The sequence below is a fragment of the Ulvibacter sp. 2305UL32-6 genome (genome assembly GCF_058148545.1).
The window spans coordinates 363506-379841 of sequence record NZ_JBYVKA010000004.1 but is presented as its reverse complement, the minus strand read 5'-3'; the positions used below and the strand labels follow the sequence as shown (position 1 = coordinate 379841).

Annotated in this window: 16 protein-coding genes; 6 read left to right on the top strand and 10 right to left on the bottom strand. The window is 37.4% G+C overall.

What is annotated here, in order from left to right; translation table 11 throughout:
• Positions 1-25: 25 nt before the first annotated feature.
• Positions 26-1372 carry a Kelch repeat-containing protein gene (locus ACY2RU_RS14440; protein WP_490139185.1) on the bottom strand — a complete coding sequence of 449 codons (1347 nt, stop codon included), beginning with the start codon at positions 1370-1372 and terminating at the stop codon, positions 26-28.
• Positions 1373-1413: 41 nt separating this feature from the next.
• Positions 1414-2253: a 1,4-dihydroxy-2-naphthoyl-CoA synthase gene (locus ACY2RU_RS14435; RefSeq protein WP_490139184.1), complete on the bottom strand. Its 840-nt coding sequence runs from the start codon at positions 2251-2253 to the stop codon at positions 1414-1416.
• Positions 2254-2288: 35 nt separating this feature from the next.
• Here ACY2RU_RS14435 and ACY2RU_RS14430 point away from each other — a divergent pair, with 35 nt between their 5' ends.
• Together ACY2RU_RS14430 and ACY2RU_RS14425 are read left to right on the top strand one after the other, a co-directional pair.
• Positions 2289-3410: a C1 family peptidase gene (locus ACY2RU_RS14430; protein ID WP_490139183.1), complete on the top strand. Its 1122-nt coding sequence runs from the start codon at positions 2289-2291 to the stop codon at positions 3408-3410.
• Positions 3411-3438: 28 nt separating this feature from the next.
• Positions 3439-3909: a hypothetical protein gene (locus tag ACY2RU_RS14425; protein ID WP_490139182.1), complete on the top strand. Its 471-nt coding sequence runs from the start codon at positions 3439-3441 to the stop codon at positions 3907-3909.
• On the opposite strand, the gene ACY2RU_RS14420 is transcribed toward ACY2RU_RS14425, so the two are convergent.
• Positions 3906-4736 (bottom strand): CvfB family protein, encoded by an 831-nt coding sequence (locus ACY2RU_RS14420; RefSeq protein ID WP_490139181.1) that lies wholly within the window; start codon positions 4734-4736, stop codon positions 3906-3908. The two genes, ACY2RU_RS14425 and ACY2RU_RS14420, sit on opposite strands and share 4 nt — an antisense overlap.
• Before the next feature lie 228 nt (positions 4737-4964).
• Here ACY2RU_RS14420 and ACY2RU_RS14415 point away from each other — a divergent pair, with 228 nt between their 5' ends.
• A complete protein-coding gene (locus ACY2RU_RS14415) occupies positions 4965-5378 on the top strand; it encodes a hypothetical protein (RefSeq protein WP_490139180.1) in 414 nt (137 codons plus the stop codon).
• On the opposite strand, the gene menD is transcribed toward ACY2RU_RS14415, so the two are convergent.
• The 3 genes from menD to ACY2RU_RS14400 are packed head-to-tail and all read right to left on the bottom strand — an operon-like array spanning position 5379 to position 8576.
• A complete protein-coding gene (menD, locus tag ACY2RU_RS14410) occupies positions 5379-7052 on the bottom strand; it encodes a 2-succinyl-5-enolpyruvyl-6-hydroxy-3-cyclohexene-1-carboxylic-acid synthase (RefSeq protein ID WP_490139179.1) in 1674 nt (557 codons plus the stop codon).
• 32 nt (positions 7053-7084) lie between these two features.
• A complete protein-coding gene (locus ACY2RU_RS14405) occupies positions 7085-8152 on the bottom strand; it encodes an isochorismate synthase (RefSeq protein WP_490139178.1) in 1068 nt (355 codons plus the stop codon).
• A 4-nt stretch (positions 8153-8156) separates the two neighbouring features.
• Positions 8157-8576: a PaaI family thioesterase gene (locus ACY2RU_RS14400; protein ID WP_490139177.1), complete on the bottom strand. Its 420-nt coding sequence runs from the start codon at positions 8574-8576 to the stop codon at positions 8157-8159.
• Positions 8577-8617: 41 nt separating this feature from the next.
• Here ACY2RU_RS14400 and ACY2RU_RS14395 point away from each other — a divergent pair, with 41 nt between their 5' ends.
• Positions 8618-9262 carry an alpha/beta hydrolase gene (locus tag ACY2RU_RS14395; RefSeq protein ID WP_490139176.1) on the top strand — a complete coding sequence of 215 codons (645 nt, stop codon included), beginning with the start codon at positions 8618-8620 and terminating at the stop codon, positions 9260-9262.
• 94 nt (positions 9263-9356) lie between these two features.
• Complete coding sequence (locus ACY2RU_RS14390) at positions 9357-10067, top strand: Two component regulator three Y domain protein (protein ID WP_490139175.1); 711 nt, start codon at positions 9357-9359, stop codon at positions 10065-10067.
• Positions 10068-10424: 357 nt separating this feature from the next.
• Here ACY2RU_RS14390 and ACY2RU_RS14385 read toward each other — a convergent pair whose 3' ends face one another.
• Complete coding sequence (locus ACY2RU_RS14385; protein WP_490139174.1) at positions 10425-11273, bottom strand: bile acid:sodium symporter family protein; 849 nt, start codon at positions 11271-11273, stop codon at positions 10425-10427.
• Positions 11274-11476: 203 nt separating this feature from the next.
• Here ACY2RU_RS14385 and ACY2RU_RS14380 point away from each other — a divergent pair, with 203 nt between their 5' ends.
• Entirely contained in the window at positions 11477-11950 is a 474-nt protein-coding gene (locus tag ACY2RU_RS14380; RefSeq protein WP_490139173.1) for a hypothetical protein, read from the top strand.
• Positions 11951-12043: 93 nt separating this feature from the next.
• Here the strand turns inward: ACY2RU_RS14380 and dnaK are convergent, their stop codons facing one another.
• The 3 genes from dnaK to ACY2RU_RS14365 form a co-directional block, all read right to left on the bottom strand.
• The gene (dnaK, locus tag ACY2RU_RS14375; protein WP_490139172.1) at positions 12044-13951 is read right to left on the bottom strand and encodes a molecular chaperone DnaK; all 1908 of its coding nucleotides are present in this window, start codon (positions 13949-13951) and stop codon (positions 12044-12046) included.
• 196 nt (positions 13952-14147) lie between these two features.
• The gene (locus tag ACY2RU_RS14370; protein ID WP_490139171.1) at positions 14148-14780 is read right to left on the bottom strand and encodes a response regulator; all 633 of its coding nucleotides are present in this window, start codon (positions 14778-14780) and stop codon (positions 14148-14150) included.
• 64 nt (positions 14781-14844) lie between these two features.
• On the bottom strand, positions 14845-16269 hold the full coding sequence (locus ACY2RU_RS14365) for an amidohydrolase family protein (protein ID WP_490139170.1): 1425 nt from the start codon (positions 16267-16269) through the stop codon (positions 14845-14847).
• Positions 16270-16336: the final 67 nt, after the last annotated feature.

Below are 16336 nucleotides of genomic sequence, written 5' to 3'. Positions count from 1 at the left end.
TACACACTTCACTATTTAACAATTATTAATCGTATGTAATGAGGTAAACCTCCCGAGCACCATATGGGGTGTGATTTAAGTAGCCTCCACCCAGCATAGTTATAATTTTATCTTCATAATTAAAACTATTTTTAAAACCAAACCGCCCAAATTGTGGAAGGTTCTCATATGCTATATGACTCCATTGATCGTTGTCAATAGAATACACCCACAGACCATTTTCAGGCATAGACATAATATCAAAACGGTCTTGAGCCAAAAAGCCAATTGTGTTCTCATCCAGAAAAAATGCAGTTGGTTCCTGACGACTGTGATCTCCTATTGGTTCGAAAGTAGCGGCTTGAATCCAAGTATCTGTTATAGGATTGTAAATCATCATTTTAAAAAGATCCCCTACTAGCCCAATAAGGTAAGCGTGCGTATCATTTGAAACAATTGCCGAATATCGCGCATTGATATTGCTCGTTGAAACATCGTTCATTTGCGTCCATGAATCTGAATTAACATCGTATTTCCATAGATCCTTTAAAAAAGTGGAATACTTTTTACCCAAACCTACAAAAGCATCGTTACCAATAGTAAATGATATTGGAAATGTTCTTTCGGTTCCTGAGAATTCGTTCATTGTGTTCCATTCATCACTAACTGCATCGTACCGAAAAACTTTTTTCGATGGATAAAAAACACCTGAGTTAGGACCTTGCATCCCACCTGCCACAAAATAGCCCTGATTATTGATAGAAAATGCAGTGTGAAATGTAACTTTTTCTGTAAGATTACTCATTTCCTGCCAACTATCAGAATCAACATGATAGCGCCAAAAATCATAAAACATAGCAGTTGGACCGGGACCGGTAGCATCTACACCAGCTCCAACATAATAATAATCTTCAATTAAAAACCCTTGTTGCCCTACACGTAATTCACCTGGGAAATAACGACCATTAGTAACAGAGATAAGTGGTTGCGGTTGAAGCGTTATAGCATTACTTAAAATATCTTCAGTGTCAACAGTAACAAAAGCCTCAAAAGTATATTCATTAAAATTCTCTAAATAATCAATTGTTTCCGATTCAAAAACAATATCAGTTAAATTCTCACCTATAACAACCTTTGTTTCATCAAATTTAAAACCGTATTCAACTATCGTTTGGTTATGCTCGGTAAGTGTTGCCCTGAGTATATATGTATTCAAGGACAATGTGTCGAGTACCAAAAGTACTTCTGGAAACACCAGAGCCGGTTCATCATCGACATTAATAAAGTCATCATCAACCATAGGACTTTCTTTCTTGGCACAAGCATGAAAACCTAGTGCTACAAAGAAAAGAGCCACAATCGCTAAAGTGAATATTTTTTTAGATGAATTCATTGTCTTCTATTTTTTTTATAATATACAAAAATTAACGTACTTTATGGCAACCACTTCTTATCAAAGTTAGGGGCACGTTTTTCAAGAAAGGCATCTCTCCCCTCTTTCGCTTCTTCGGTCATATAGGCCAATCGGGTCGCTTCTCCTGCAAAAACCTGTTGTCCAACCATTCCGTCATCGGTAAGGTTCATGGCGAATTTGAGCATTTTAATGGAAGTTGGTGATTTCCCTAAGACTTCTTGCGCCCAATCGAATGCCGTTTGTTCTAATTCGTCATGTGGTACAACCGCGTTCACCATCCCCATATCATACGCCTCTTGCGCGCTGTAATTTCTTCCGAGGAAAAAGATCTCACGAGCTCTCTTTTGACCTACCATCTTAGCAAGATAGGCGCTTCCGTAGCCACCATCAAAACTAGTTACATCGGCGTCGGTCTGTTTAAAGATCGCGTGCTCTTTACTCGCCAAAGTCATATCACACACAACGTGCAAACTATGTCCGCCGCCAACTGCCCAACCGGGAACTACACAAATAACTGCTTTTGGCATAAAGCGAATGAGGCGTTGAACGTCTAAAATATTTAAACGATGATAGCCATCTTCCCCCACGTAGCCTTGGTGTCCACGTGCTTTTTGATCGCCACCGCTACAAAAACTATAAACGCCATCTTTGCTTGAAGGCCCTTCCGCAGAAAGTAAAACAACACCAATATTGATGTCTTCTTGAGCGTCATGAAAGGCGTCAAGTAATTCAGATGTTGTCTTTGGACGAAATGCATTACGCACGTCTGGTCTATTAAACGCTATTCGCGCCACATTGTGCGACTTTTTATAGGTGATATCGCTATATTCTTTTGCTGTTTTCCAGTTAGGTTTGAGCATAATTGTTATTTTTACTTCAAAGATAAAATAATACCATGAAAAACCTTCTCTGTTTCTTCGGAATAGCCTTCCTCTCTCTTTCAGGAATGGCACAAGAACCTTATAAATTTAATACCGTTATTGACTTGGAGGCCACTCCAGTTATTAGTCAGGGTCGCACAGGAACGTGTTGGAGTTTTTCGACTTCTTCTTTTTTAGAATCTGAGATCATCCGACTTACAGGAAACGAGATCGATCTTTCAGAGATGTATACGGTACGAAACACCTACCCGAAGAAAGCTGAAAACTATGTTATGCGTCAAGGTAAAGCCCAGTTTAGTGAAGGCGGACTCGCTCATGACGTGATGAATTCAGTACGCGATTATGGTCTCGTTCCAAATGAGGCATTTAGCGGACTACAAACCATGGAAGAGTCACATAACCACGCAGAGTTGGTTGCTGTACTTACCGCAATGGCAAACACCTATGTAGACAACCCTGGAAGAAAGCTGAGTAAGAATTGGCGGCAGGCGATGGAGGCCGTTTTGGATGTGTATTTAGGTGAAAATGTTAATTCATTTACCTATCGTGGAAAACAATATACGCCTGAGAGCTTTCGGAAGATGACAAAAATAGAACCGGCAAATTATGTTACGATTACTTCATTTATGCAAGCGCCATTTTATTCTGAATTTATTCTGAATATTCCAGATAATTGGAGCTACGGAAGTTTTTATAATGTTCCATTAGACGAAATGATAGGCGCTATTGATAACGCATTAGAAAAGGGTTTTACGGTTGAATTAGATTGCGATGTAAGCGAAAAAACGTTTTCTTCAAAAGACGGCGTTGCAGTTATTCCGAAGGATTCAGAAAACAACATTTTAGCACTACAAGGCGTTTACCCAGAGATGCAGGTCACACAGCAATATCGTCAAGACGAGTTTGAGAATTTTACAACAACAGATGATCACCTTATGCATATTACGGGCATGATTCGCGACCAAAACGGGACGAAGTATTATAAGGTTAAGAATAGTTGGGGAACCGACGAAAAGAGAAACGCAAATGGTGGGTATGTATATTTTAGTGAGGCCTATATGCGGTTAAAGGCAATTAGCATTACTGTTCACAAGGACGCTGTGCCCAATGCAACAGCAAAAAAATTAAATTTATAATGGGTATGATTTTTGCTATAATCACTTTATGAAAAACTGGATATTTCTTTTCTTTTTTGCACCACTGTTTTGTTTTGCACAATACGATTTTGATTCACGCTATTTTACCATAGACGAGAATTCATTACCTGCTACAGAGGCATTTTCAGGATTTAAAAAGGATTCGGAAATCACTTCAAGGTTCTCATTAGATGCCGCACCAGCTGTGGTTGACGAAAAATTACCTTCGTTTAAGATCACGACCAATAACTATAGAAAACAGGTAGAAATGGCTGTTGCCGTAAATGAGTTAAACAGTTTTGCCGTGGCTCCAGAAATTACACCTATCAAGGCAAAAACCTATGGTTTTACCGGGTACAGCGGTTATAGCGCCGATAAATCTTCTGGAGTAACAAATATCGTTTATAAAGAACAACGCGGACTCAGCTTTGTAGATGCTTGTCCGCCGTTCGGTATTTGCCCGCGATGCGCCCACTATCGCGTGGGTCGTGGGTATTAAATTAGCTCGATCCCATCTTCTTTGATCACGATCTGCTTTTCTTTATAGAGTGTTCCAATAGCTTTTTTAAAACTTTTTTTACTCATGCCCAATTCATTCTTGATCTTTTCAGGATCACTTTTATCGTGCAAATCTAAGAATCCACCAGCAGCTTTTAATTCGTCTAATATAAAATTAGCATTGGGTTCTATACTCCGATAACCAGGAGCCTGCAGGACCACATCGATCTTATTGTCGTCGCGAATTTTCTTGACATAGGCTTTTAGACGGTCGCCCGTACGAATATCTTCAAAGATATCCTCAATATAAATAAGTCCCAGATGTTTTCCTTCAATGATCACATTAGCACCTTTTTCGGTTAAATGTGTGACTAAAATATTTACCTCTTGATAAATTTCCAGATCAACCTGATCATTACTCAGGTATTTATTTGTTTTACTCGAACCTACAAGTCTGTTTGTTTTATCATCTAGATACACATAGACAATGTACCAATTCCCTAATTTCATTGGGCGAGCCTGCTCTTTAAAAGGAACAAATAATTGTTTTTCCAATCCCCAATCCATAAAAGCCCCATATTTCGTCACATCGCTACAGTGCAAATACGCAAAGTTGTTTAAGGTTACAAAAGGTTCTAGCGTGGTGGCAATAGGGCGTTCTTCATTGTCTAGATAGACAAAAACACGAATCTCATCTCCTATTTCAAACTCTTCAGGTTTATATTTATGTGGAAGTAAAACCACATTTTCTTCAGCATCACCTAAATACAAACCAGGTTCTGTTTCTCTTAATATTGTAAGCGTATTGTATTCCCCTAATTTCATCATGGTACAAAGATACAATTTTACCCGCTCCAAAAAAGCAAGCTATGCGACAAGTGTAATCTAAAATTTATAAATCTTTATAGGGCCATTTGATCAAATAATTCAGCAATTTTCATAATTTTTAGTTAAGAGAAATCTCCACTCATCTGCGTTTTAGTCCGAACAACGAAAATAATTGATTTTATTTTCTTAATTTGTAGGACTTACTTCACCTGTATGTACATTTGAAATATGAGTTTATTATCAGCCCCACAAAAGATCACTGAGTTGGTTCTTCAGGAACAGTTTGAGACCCACTTAGGAAGTATCTATATTTATGATACCGTTATAATGATGGAAGCTCGTGAAGATGTCACTGTATCTTTCGGAACAGGAATGTATATTCTTCTAAAACTCCTTACCAAAATTGGTACAAGATCAGTGGTGTATATTTCGCATCGTGTAAATTCGTATGCTGTAGATCCAAACGATTATAAATACCTTGAAATGATACCTAATCTTAAAGGAATAGCCGTTGTGAGTTATAGTGAATCTGGACGTAGCACGGCCAGATCGTTAGAAAAAAAATTCTATAAAAAACCATTTAGAACATTTGAAAATCTACAGGATGCCAATAGTTGGGCAACTGAGATCCTTGCTCAATAATTACTTTATAAATTTAAAGTAGTCAAGTAGAATTTTATCGTTTACTTCGGAAGGGGTAAATACCTCTAATAATGACGGCTCATCGTTCTTATCAAACAAATCACGAAGGGCCTTTTTTAGCGAGTTTTCGTCAGTAGCCGAACTGTATTCAACGCGATACATTTCACAAAGATGTTTTGCTGTAAGTCCGTGTCGCGTCTCAAAAAAGGTTTCAAAATGATCCATTTCTTTTGCCTTGGGCAGAATTCTAAAAATTCCTCCGCCACCATTATTGATCAAAATAATCTTAAAATTATTTGGCAAAGCGTTATTCCAAAGAGCGTTACTATCGTATAAAAAGCTAAGATCACCCGTTATAAATACTGTAGGTTTTCCAGAAGCAACAGCTGCTCCAATAGCAGTACTCATACTTCCGTCAATACCACTCGTTCCTCTGTTGCAAAAAATTGCATTCGATTCATGAAAATCAAACAACTGGGCATATCTTATAACTGTACTGTTGCTTAATTGTACATCTGTTTGCTTCGGAAGCGCCTCACAAATCATTGAAAATACTTTAAAATCAGAAAACTGGATCTGCTTGATATAGTCTGCGTGTTTCAATATTCTATGATTCCGAACGTTGAGCCAATGCTCTTGGTATAAACTTGGCGTCAAAGACACTTCCGAAGTAAATGTCCGTAAAAATTGATTGATCCCACAGCGAAGGTGCTTGTCTAAAATAAAATATGTGTCATACGCCTTTTTCGCGTCTATATGCCAATGAGTCTTGGGTTTGTAGTTACGAAGAAACGCCTTTATCTTTTTAGAAACGATCATCCCACCAAATGTGAGCAATATTTCAGGGCGAAGCTCCTCAAATTCTACAGAACTTAAAGGCGCTATCAATTGATCAATGGCAGGAAAGAAGTTTTCATGATGTAAATTAGAGGTCGTTTCGGTCATTACAATAACACTTGGGTCTTTTGCCAAAACATCCAGATATCGCTGCTCTACACTATTAGGCGGCAACACACCTACTAAAATAAGCTTTTTTGAAGCCGTATTCCATTGTGTTATCAAGGGTTTGATCTCTTCGGAAATAACTTCTGAAGAAAAAGAGGCCATTCTCGCAGGAACGTGCTGCGGACGAACAGTGGGTTCAGTGACCGTTTCGTATAACGGCTCAGAAAACGGGATGTTAATATGAACAGGCCCTTGAAGCTCTATTGCTGTATTTAATGCAATGTTGATTTCAGTTTCGTTATATAACTGATGGTCTTCCCCTTCTTTTGTATTGGCGCTGTATAGAATATGGTTTGCGTAAACATTCTCCTGTTTTATGGTTTGCCCGTCCCCAATCTCAATATACTCTGATGGCCTATCTGCACTAATAACCACCAAAGGAATATCGCTGTAATATGCTTCAGCAATTGCCGGATAGTAATTGAGTAACGCCGAACCAGAAGTACAAACTAAAGCTACCGGTCTATTTAATTGTTGTGCTATTCCCAAGGCAAAAAAGGCCGCACAGCGTTCATCTACAACACTAAAGTTGAAGAATGACGGATGAGACGTAAAGCCTATAGATAAAGGAGCATTTCTTGAGCCAGGCGAAATAACGATATGATCAATACCTTTTATTAAGCACAATTGCGTTACAGTTTGCGAAAGGATCTTATTGGAAAATTTCATGCTTTACAAAGGTACGAACTAGCGCTGAAATTTTAGCGCATGGATTCTATTACCTGCAACATAGTTTGTAACTTATTTTGTGTTTCCGTCCATTCATCTTCAGGTTTTGATTCAAAAGTAATTCCTCCACCCACATAAAGAGTGGCCGTAGTTTCTTCAATTTTCATACATCGAAGGTTTACAAAAAATGAAGCCTTTGTTTTGCTCTTACTTACAAGCCCTATAAAGCCAGTATAATATTCTCTATCGTAGCCTTCGTGTTTGTTTATATAGGATTTTGCCACTTCCGCAGGCATTCCGCAAACTGCTGGTGTTGGGTGCAATGCATTCGCAAATTCATGAATCTCTGGCTGTACTTTTCGAAGGATCCCTTTAATGTCGGTACATAAATGAACCATATTCCCTGCTCTACGATTGTAGGTTTTTGAAATTTTAAAAATTGAGCTTACCTTTTGTAAACTATCCTGAATGGCTTCGGTTACGATCTTTTGTTCATCCAGCTCCTTTCTAGTCCATTGAGGTTCATAGCATTCATGAAAAACCTTAGTTCCGGCCAATGCCATCGTATGAAATTCCTGATTACCTATTTTTAGTAGTATTTCTGGACTTGCCCCACACCAAAGTGCGGTCGCAGGATGATACCAAACATATCGAAACGCATCAGAATACCTTCCAAAAAGTTCCTCTAAAAGTTTTTCTAAGGAAAAACTTTTTAATTTGACTTCCTTTTTTCTGCTTAGCACTACTTTTTGGAAAAAACCGTTCTCAATTGCTTCAACTGCCTGCTCTACCCGTTTAACATGCGAACGTCTGGCTGTTAGATTCTCTTTTACTTTGGTAGCCGATTCATTTTCTTTTTTATCGGGAAGCGGTATGGTAATAATTTCGCATTGTGATAAAGGAATACCGTAGGTGTCAATTTCGGCATTGAACGGAGCCAAAATAAAGGCAGGTTCATCAAATTGTGAATAGGTATGTATAGTTGTATCTTTTTGTATACAGATCGTTATGGAGTTGCAATTGGGCTCTGAATAACAAACAAAAGGTACTTTATTGGCATATGCTTTTTGTAATTTTTCTTTCCAAAGTGTTGTAGTCATAATACTATATACGTAATGTAAGAGTAGTTAGTTTTACCATAGAAACGAGTTGGTCTTCCTCATTTGCAATTCTTATCTGCCATAATTGAGTAGTTCTCCCTTGATGTAAGATCTTAGCAGTGGCATATACAAATCCATCTTTAACACTTTTTACATGATTGGCTGCGATCTCAATGCCGCGAATTGCAATATTTTCGGCATCCAAGAAAAGAAAGGCGCCAGCGCTACCTACGCTTTCCGCCAAGGCAACAGACGCTCCGCCATGAAGTACGCCATCTGGTTGATGTACTCGAGGTGTGACAGGCATTCGTGCGGTGATAGAATCTTCAGTAACATCAACAAATTCAATTTCTAAGGTTTGCATTAATGTATTTTCACACATCTTGGCGCATTGAGCTAAAATTTCTTCTTTGGAGTTCTTCATTGCTTTACTTTACATTTGTAAAAATACCGAAAATTAGACAAATGATCTCAGAAAAAGATATATCCTACACAAGTATAAATACCTATTCTACCGTTAATGTTCTTTCAGAAAAAACAAAGACCGTCTGGCTGGTTTTTCACGGGATGGGGCATTTAAGCAGGTACTTTGCAAGGCATTTTTCTAAGCTGAATTCAGAAGAAAATTTTATCATTGCTCCGCAGGCACCTTCAAAATATTATCAGGGAACAAACTTTAAACATGTTGGTGCGTCTTGGCTTACCAAAGAAAACACAAAATTAGAAACACAAAACGTACTTAACTATATAGATGAAGTATGGAAAACCGAAAAGCCCAATCAAAAGTTTCGTTTGATTGTATTAGGGTATTCACAAGGTGTTTCTATTGCCACGCGTTGGTTAGCGAGCCGCAAAATAATTTGTGACCACCTCATATTACATTCGGGAGGTATTCCTACAGAACTAACTTCGGAAGATTTTGAGTATCTGCCATTGAACACTCAGGTGACTTATCTCTACGGAGATAAGGATGAATACATTACAGAGGCGCGAAAAAGCGAAGAACAACTAAAGGGAACTGCACTCTTCGGAAACAAGCTTACTATCGAAGTTTTTAAAGGTATACACGAGGTCTATGAACCTTTTATTTTAAATTTGAAAGAAAAGTAGTACAATTTATAGTGCATTTCATCGAAATTAGTTGCATTATAACTAAATGTTTGGTTTATTTATAATATATTGTAAGAAAATACAACTAGCCCCGATGAAAAAGATACTACTAAACTTCGCATTTGCTTTGGTTTCTATTGTAATGATAGGACAAGTAAGCACAAAAGAGAAACAAGCACTTCTAGACCTTTATATTGCCACGAATGGTGAAGCCTGGACGAATACTTGGGATATTAATATTCCTGTTTCGGAATGGCAAGGAGTTACTGTTAAAGACAACAAAGTAACCGGAATAAGTTTGTTATTTAATAATATTAATGGAACCATTCCTTCTTCTATAGGTGATCTTCAACATTTACAGGTTTTAGAACTTGCGTTTAATGGATTGAAAGGTACCATCCCTTCAAGTATTGGAAATTTGAATCAATTAGAGGTATTATCTTTTAATGGAAATTTTTTGATCGGCGAGATTCCGTCCAGTATTGGAAATTTATCTAAACTTCAAGAATTACACGTTAGTAGCAATAAATTAAGTGGTGATCTACCAACGAGTATTGGCGCTTTAAATAATTTGGTAGTTCTTAATGTTTTCGACAATGACCTTACGGGTATTATTCCAGAAGGACTTGTAACTTCAAGAAGTTTAAGAGAACTTGTAGTAGCTGAAAATAATTTTACGGAAATGGAACGTTTCTCTGAAGTTATGCTACGTAATTCTGGAACATACTTAGATCTTGACAAACCTATACTTACTCCATCTGCTAAAACTGTGATCGCTATTGAATCAAGCGACGATGAAAATTAATATACTTTTGAATTTATATTTGTTTAATGACGGCTCCATATGGAGCCGTTTTTTTTTGTATAAAATAAAGCAATTGCCTCTAAAGATTGCGGTTTTCGATGTAACACCTTTTAAACTCGTCAACGTATTTTCAGACATCTAGCAATAGTTATACTATTGCAGTAACATTAGTTTTCATAATAAGTGAGATTATTATTTCACCTTCGGGTGATCCGATTATTGGTTAGTGTGTAATTACTAATTGATTTATTTGGTTTGGGCGGCTTCCTTCACAGGGAGCCGTTCTTTTTTATACAAACATGAGATTTTCCACAAAAAGTGTAATACCTATAAGGTTATTACCCATAATAATAACAACTACTTTCTATGAGAAAGATACACTACTACTCCCCCGGTCAAAAACATAATTAAGCTATAAACTGCAGCAGGAATTGCAAAGGATGTATTTCCTAATAAAACTATTGCTATGGTAATGGCCAATGTGCCATTTTGAATACCTGCTTCAATTGCAATTGATGTAGCCTGTCTTCGAGGTAAAACAAACAATCTTGCGCTGGTATATCCCAAAAACATAGTAATAATATTGAGTAAAAAGGTTGCTATTCCAGCATCAGCAAAATAATCAGCGAAATGAGCTCGCTCTTTAATGACCAATCCTATAATAATAAGTGCAAGTACGATTCCAGAAGCAATACGAACAGGTTTCCCCATGCGTTGAGCAAAGCCTGGTTGAAAACGGCGCACAAGCATTCCAATGGTGATTGGAATTACCACTATAATAAAGATTTGTGCTATGGTCTCTAATATATTGAGCTCGATCACGGTGCCTGCTTCCATAAAATAGGTTAGGGCAAAGTTGATAATAAATGGAATAGTTAATATAGTAATCAAGCTGCTGAAAGCCGTCAAGGTTACTGACAGGGCCAGGTCGGCTTTTGCCATAAAACTAATAAGATTTGATGTTGGCCCTCCCGGACAAGCAGCTAAGATCATAATTCCAACCGCTATCTCCGGCTGCATAGGAAATAATACGGCAATTCCTAAGCCAACCAATGGTAACAGTATTAATTGATTTATCAAACCTATAAAAATAGCTTTGGGGTGCTGAAAGATTCGTTTAAAATCTTGGGTCACTAAAGACAAACCCATTCCGAGCATAATTATAATAAGAGCTCCGGCAAGAATAAGAGTTGAAACTGAATCCATAGTAATTATCTTTTATTATAAAATTCAAGATAGGGCATTTTCTTGAATTCATATAAAACCGAAAAATATTCAGGTTTACCAAAAGGGAACAGACCTTAAAATAACTACAAAATGAATTTTTAATAAAATTAATATACTATGTGGGTAACAAAAGGATGATTCAAGTAACAGTTAGTTATATAAACCATAAACTATAATTGATCATGAAAAAATTTATCAAAACCACCGCACTCTTCGTATTTGTATTATTGTTATCGGCTTGTAGTAAGGATAATATCGAAACGCAAACTCCAACAAATGCCGACTTACAACAAGAAACCACCACAAACAATAGTCGTAAAAAGATCAAAGTAGACGTTACACTAACATCGAACGAAGGCTGTGAAATCCACATCCAAGGAGACTTAGATGTTGATATAAGTATTTTTAGCGGTGTTACTATTAATGGTTTTGAAGGCACGGTAAGCTTTTCAGGTAGCGGCGATTGCCCGAATGGCTCCCTCACTTTTGGCAGACGAGGAAGAGGCTCAGAATCACTCGTTGTTTATCTAGACAAAGACAACTGTAAAGACTTGACAACTGTTACATGGGAAGGTCCAGAAGATGTTGCACGGATCCTTAACGAAGAACGATCTAACATTGCCATCGTAAATGCAATTAAAGCTACTTGCGAATAAAGATTGCTTCATAGAATGAGACAAAAAAAAGCCCAACCTTTCGGTTGGGCTTTTTCATTATTTAAAATCTAATTAAAATTTAGACCGTCAATACTATTTCACTTCTTCAAAATCTACATCTTCAACATCACTGCTTTCAGAACCAGCACCATCAGACTTAGCATCTGCATCCGATCCTTCAGCTCCTTGTTGTCCTTCTGCTTGTGCTTTATACATTTCTTCAGAAGCTACTTTCCAAGCCTCGTTGATTTTGTCTAAAGCAGGTTGAATAGTTGCTACGTCTTTTGATTCATACGCTTTCTTCAATTCTTCCAAAGCAGCTTCAATAGGCGCTTTTTTATCATCACTTAGCTTATCTCCGAATTCTTTCAGTTGTTTTTCAGTCTGAAAGATCATTCCATCTGCTTCGTTGATCTTATCTACCGCTTCTTTTGCAGCTTTATCAGCATCAGCATTTGCCTCAGCTTCTTGCTTCATCTTTTGAATTTCCTCTTCAGTTAAACCAGAAGATGCTTCAATACGAATATCTTGTGTTTTATTTGTTGCCTTATCGGTTGCGCTCACTTTAATGATACCATTTGCATCAATATCGAAAGTTACTTCAATCTGTGGCACTCCACGTTGTGATGGTGGAATTCCGTCAAGGTGGAAACGACCAATTGTCTTGTTGTCATTTGCCATAGGACGCTCTCCCTGCAATACGTGAATCTCTACAGAAGGCTGATTGTCGGCTGCTGTTGAAAACACCTGACTCTTCTTTGTAGGAATAGTTGTGTTTGCATCGATTAGCTTTGTCATTACACTTCCCATAGTTTCAATACCCAATGAAAGTGGCGTAACATCTAATAAAAGAACATCTTTTACATCTCCGCTCAATACACCTCCCTGGATAGCAGCACCAACGGCTACAACCTCATCAGGATTTACACCTTTGCTAGGCGCTTTTCCGAAGAACTTTTCAACCGCTTCTTGCACTGCAGGAATACGTGTTGATCCTCCTACTAAAATGATCTCATCAATATCACTTGTACTTAAACCTGCTGCTTTTAAAGCAGTCTGACATGGCTCAATAGTTCTTTTTACCAAGTCATCGATCAATTGTTCAAACTTTGCTCTGGTCAAGGTCTTAACCAAGTGTTTTGGTCCTGAAGCCGTTGCAGTAACATAAGGTAAGTTGATCTCAGTTTGTGCAGAAGATGACAATTCAATTTTTGCTTTTTCAGCAGCTTCTTTTAAACGCTGTAAAGCCATAGGATCTTTACGAAGATCTAAGTCATTTTCACTTTTAAATTCTTCTGCCAACCAATTGATGATCTTTTGATCTACATCATCACCACCTAAGTGTGTATCGCCATCGGTAGCCAATACCTCAAAAACTCCGTCACCCAATTCTAGAATAGAAACATCATGTGTTCCACCTCCAAAGTCAAATACAACGATCTTCTGATCTTTTCCTTTTTTGTCTAATCCATAAGCCAAAGCAGCTGCTGTTGGTTCGTTGATAATTCTACGAACTTTCAATCCAGCGATCTCTCCTGCTTCTTTGGTAGCTTGTCTTTGGCTATCGTTAAAATATGCAGGAACAGTAATTACTGCTTCTGTTACATCTTGGCCCAAGTAATCTTCGGCTGTTTTTTTCATTTTCTGTAACACCATAGCGCTCAATTCTTGAGGCGTATATAAACGCCCGTCGATATCTACACGCGGTGTGTCATTATCTCCTTTTTTCACTTCATATGCGGCACGTTCAGCTTCAGCTTTTGATTCTGAATACTTGTTCCCCATAAAACGTTTAATAGAAGAAATGGTCTTTGTTGGGTTGGTCACTGCCTGTCTTTTGGCAGGGTCTCCCACTTTAATTTCACCACCATCTACAAATGCGATTACAGAAGGTGTTGTTCTTTTACCTTCTGCATTGGGAATTACGGTTGGTTCGCTACCTTCCATAACAGCCACACAAGAGTTGGTAGTTCCTAGGTCGATTCCAATTATTTTACTCATAGTAGTTGTATATAAATGTTGTTATTTATGTTTTTATTTTACAATCTCTATAAGTCAATCATTGTGCCACGTCAAAGTTGCTGACAGGTTGTCAGAATTCATTGCTTATAAACAGTTATGGCTGGCAGCAGAAATAGCTAGCTTGCTTGAAGATTAATAATGGTCTTCGTTATCTGATAAACTACAAGACGAAAATCTACAAGTTATTATCATACGACTTCCGTATTAATTCTGCTTTGCTATTAATACCTAGTGTTTTATAGATATTTTTAATATGAGTACGAATGGTATTAATAGAAACATGCAAATCATCTGCTATCATTTTATAGCTTTTTCCAGCGACAATACCTCTCACTACATCGTTCTCACGGGATGAAAGCACACTTTTTTTAGTAGACCTAGGGGCATAATGATTAACAATCTTTCTCGCAATGGAAGGTGACATATATGATCCGCCACTGTTTACTACTTCTACGGCCTCTTGTATCTTTTTTAATGGTGTTTTTTTAGACAAATAAGAACATGCCCCAGCACAAAGGGCTTTAAAGATACTGTCATTGTCTTCGAATGTAGTAAGCATGATGATGTCTACTTCTGGCATTCTATTTAATAATAACGGTATTCCCTCAATCCCTGTCATTCCCAATAGATTGATATCTAATAATAGCACATCCGGAAGTACTTTTATCGTTTGAGTTTCTTTCAGGAAACCTTCGACACTTGATGCAATTAGTAGGCAATCTATTTCCGTTACCGAATCAAAAAAGGTCTTTAAACTTTCTTGAATCAATTCTTCGTCTTCAATGATTGCTAAACGGATGGGATTCATGTATGGTAATGTAGTGATATGTTATAAAGTTAGGATATTAAAGAATGGGCTACTTATAATAGAATTAATATAATCCAACCTTCCCTTTTACAGAATCAAATATTTTTTTGGAGTCAAATCCAACTCCATTTTTAAAAACTAATTCCATGTTTCTAATGTTTGAAATATCTTTTGTAAGATCGCCATCTAGTAATATTAGATCTGCTTCTTTACCAACCTCTATGGTTCCTGTTTTAGCTTCAATAGCTAAATATTCAGCACCATTCAATGTTGCCAATTTTATAGCTTCTTCGATACTGAAGCCCGTTTCTACAAGTAGTTCAATTAATCGTTGGTTTGCATAACCAGCAATTGTTTTTCCGTTTCCAGTTGGATCTGTTCCTACGGTGATTTTTCCACCCATGGCATGAAATTTCATCACACGTTTCATTTCTTTTTGAAAGCTTTTTAAGCTCTCAGCGTCTCTTTCAGTATTGATCATTCGGTCATAAGTCGTTTGCATTTGTTCCAGTAAATGCGGGCCGAGCGCATCATTACCACCACCAGGAATAACTTCTCTATTGGTAAAGGGCTCGAAGACAGTTGGTGTATAGGTTAGTGTTACATTTTTACCAATAAGAAATTGCATTAGTGCTATTATCTTCGGGTCGTTCTCATCTAATTCATTTAAAGATGGTTCGCCATAAACACATTCATTTTCTTGTTTGCCAGTAACGAAGTCTGTTGAAGCCATAAAGCTATGTTCTAAATTATCAATTCCCATTTCAGCAGCTTCACGATAGGTTATCGAGCATAGATGCCCAGTAACTTTAATCCCTTTTTTATGAGACACTTTAATTATTTCCTTTAGATCCTCCTTAGTGATATGATTATATACCTTTACTGAGGTAATGCCTTTATCGAACCAATAGTTTAACCAATTATCGATGCTTTCATCACCATACAGCGACTGTAGTTGTGGAATAAAACCCAAGCGTTCTACATGAGGCGTGGAAACATCCATTGAAGGCCCGACCATTTGTCCATTATCAATTAAATTCTTTACGTTCAAATCTGAATTAGCCTCAATACTTCCTGCTGTTCGCATTGTTGTAACACCGCCAGCTAAATAAAGTTGCGGAAAAGTATTGGTCATATGCGTTCCTTTGTATTTTCCACTGAAAGGTTTTGCATAAAATAAATGCTCGTGCAGCATGATCAATCCTGGAATTACCGTTTTGCCGGTGCCATCGATGATCTTTATATTTTTAGGAAGCGAAATATTTCCAGTATTTCCAATAGCCGCAATGGAATTATTTCTCAATAAAATATCTTGATTGTATTTTACCGCGCCGCCAGTACCATCAATTACAGTAACGTTTTTGATGGCGACTATCGGATCTTGTATTTCAACATAATTGGAGACTTGTTTTGATAATTCTTGCCCTACACTTATTTGACAAAACATCAAAACCAATATTGACAGAAAAACGAATTGATTCTTTTTCATTTGGTTGTTTTAATTTACTGTGTTGTTATACTCTAAAATTAATCTTTAAAATAGTCTATTTCAATCA

Excerpts from the sequence above, each read along its gene's own strand:
- ACY2RU_RS14370 (WP_490139171.1), bottom strand. The coding sequence starts at position 14,780 with ATGAATCCCATCCGTTTAGCAATCATTGAAGACGAAGAATTGATTCAA.
- ACY2RU_RS14400 (WP_490139177.1), bottom strand. The coding sequence starts at position 8,576 with ATGAAGAACTCCAAAGAAGAAATTTTAGCTCAATGCGCCAAGATGTGT.
- ACY2RU_RS14405 (WP_490139178.1), bottom strand. The coding sequence starts at position 8,152 with ATGACTACAACACTTTGGAAAGAAAAATTACAAAAAGCATATGCCAAT.
- ACY2RU_RS14415 (WP_490139180.1), top strand. The coding sequence starts at position 4,965 with ATGAGTTTATTATCAGCCCCACAAAAGATCACTGAGTTGGTTCTTCAG.
- ACY2RU_RS14380 (WP_490139173.1), top strand. The coding sequence starts at position 11,477 with ATGAAAAAATTTATCAAAACCACCGCACTCTTCGTATTTGTATTATTG.
- ACY2RU_RS14425 (WP_490139182.1), top strand. The coding sequence starts at position 3,439 with ATGAAAAACTGGATATTTCTTTTCTTTTTTGCACCACTGTTTTGTTTT.
- ACY2RU_RS14365 (WP_490139170.1), bottom strand. The coding sequence starts at position 16,269 with ATGAAAAAGAATCAATTCGTTTTTCTGTCAATATTGGTTTTGATGTTT.
- ACY2RU_RS14395 (WP_490139176.1), top strand. The coding sequence starts at position 8,618 with ATGATCTCAGAAAAAGATATATCCTACACAAGTATAAATACCTATTCT.
- menD (WP_490139179.1), bottom strand. The coding sequence starts at position 7,052 with ATGAAATTTTCCAATAAGATCCTTTCGCAAACTGTAACGCAATTGTGC.
- ACY2RU_RS14435 (WP_490139184.1), bottom strand. The coding sequence starts at position 2,253 with ATGCTCAAACCTAACTGGAAAACAGCAAAAGAATATAGCGATATCACC.
- ACY2RU_RS14440 (WP_490139185.1), bottom strand. The coding sequence starts at position 1,372 with ATGAATTCATCTAAAAAAATATTCACTTTAGCGATTGTGGCTCTTTTC.
- dnaK (WP_490139172.1), bottom strand. The coding sequence starts at position 13,951 with ATGAGTAAAATAATTGGAATCGACCTAGGAACTACCAACTCTTGTGTG.
- ACY2RU_RS14430 (WP_490139183.1), top strand. The coding sequence starts at position 2,289 with ATGAAAAACCTTCTCTGTTTCTTCGGAATAGCCTTCCTCTCTCTTTCA.
- ACY2RU_RS14385 (WP_490139174.1), bottom strand. The coding sequence starts at position 11,273 with ATGGATTCAGTTTCAACTCTTATTCTTGCCGGAGCTCTTATTATAATT.
- ACY2RU_RS14390 (WP_490139175.1), top strand. The coding sequence starts at position 9,357 with ATGAAAAAGATACTACTAAACTTCGCATTTGCTTTGGTTTCTATTGTA.
- ACY2RU_RS14420 (WP_490139181.1), bottom strand. The coding sequence starts at position 4,736 with ATGATGAAATTAGGGGAATACAATACGCTTACAATATTAAGAGAAACA.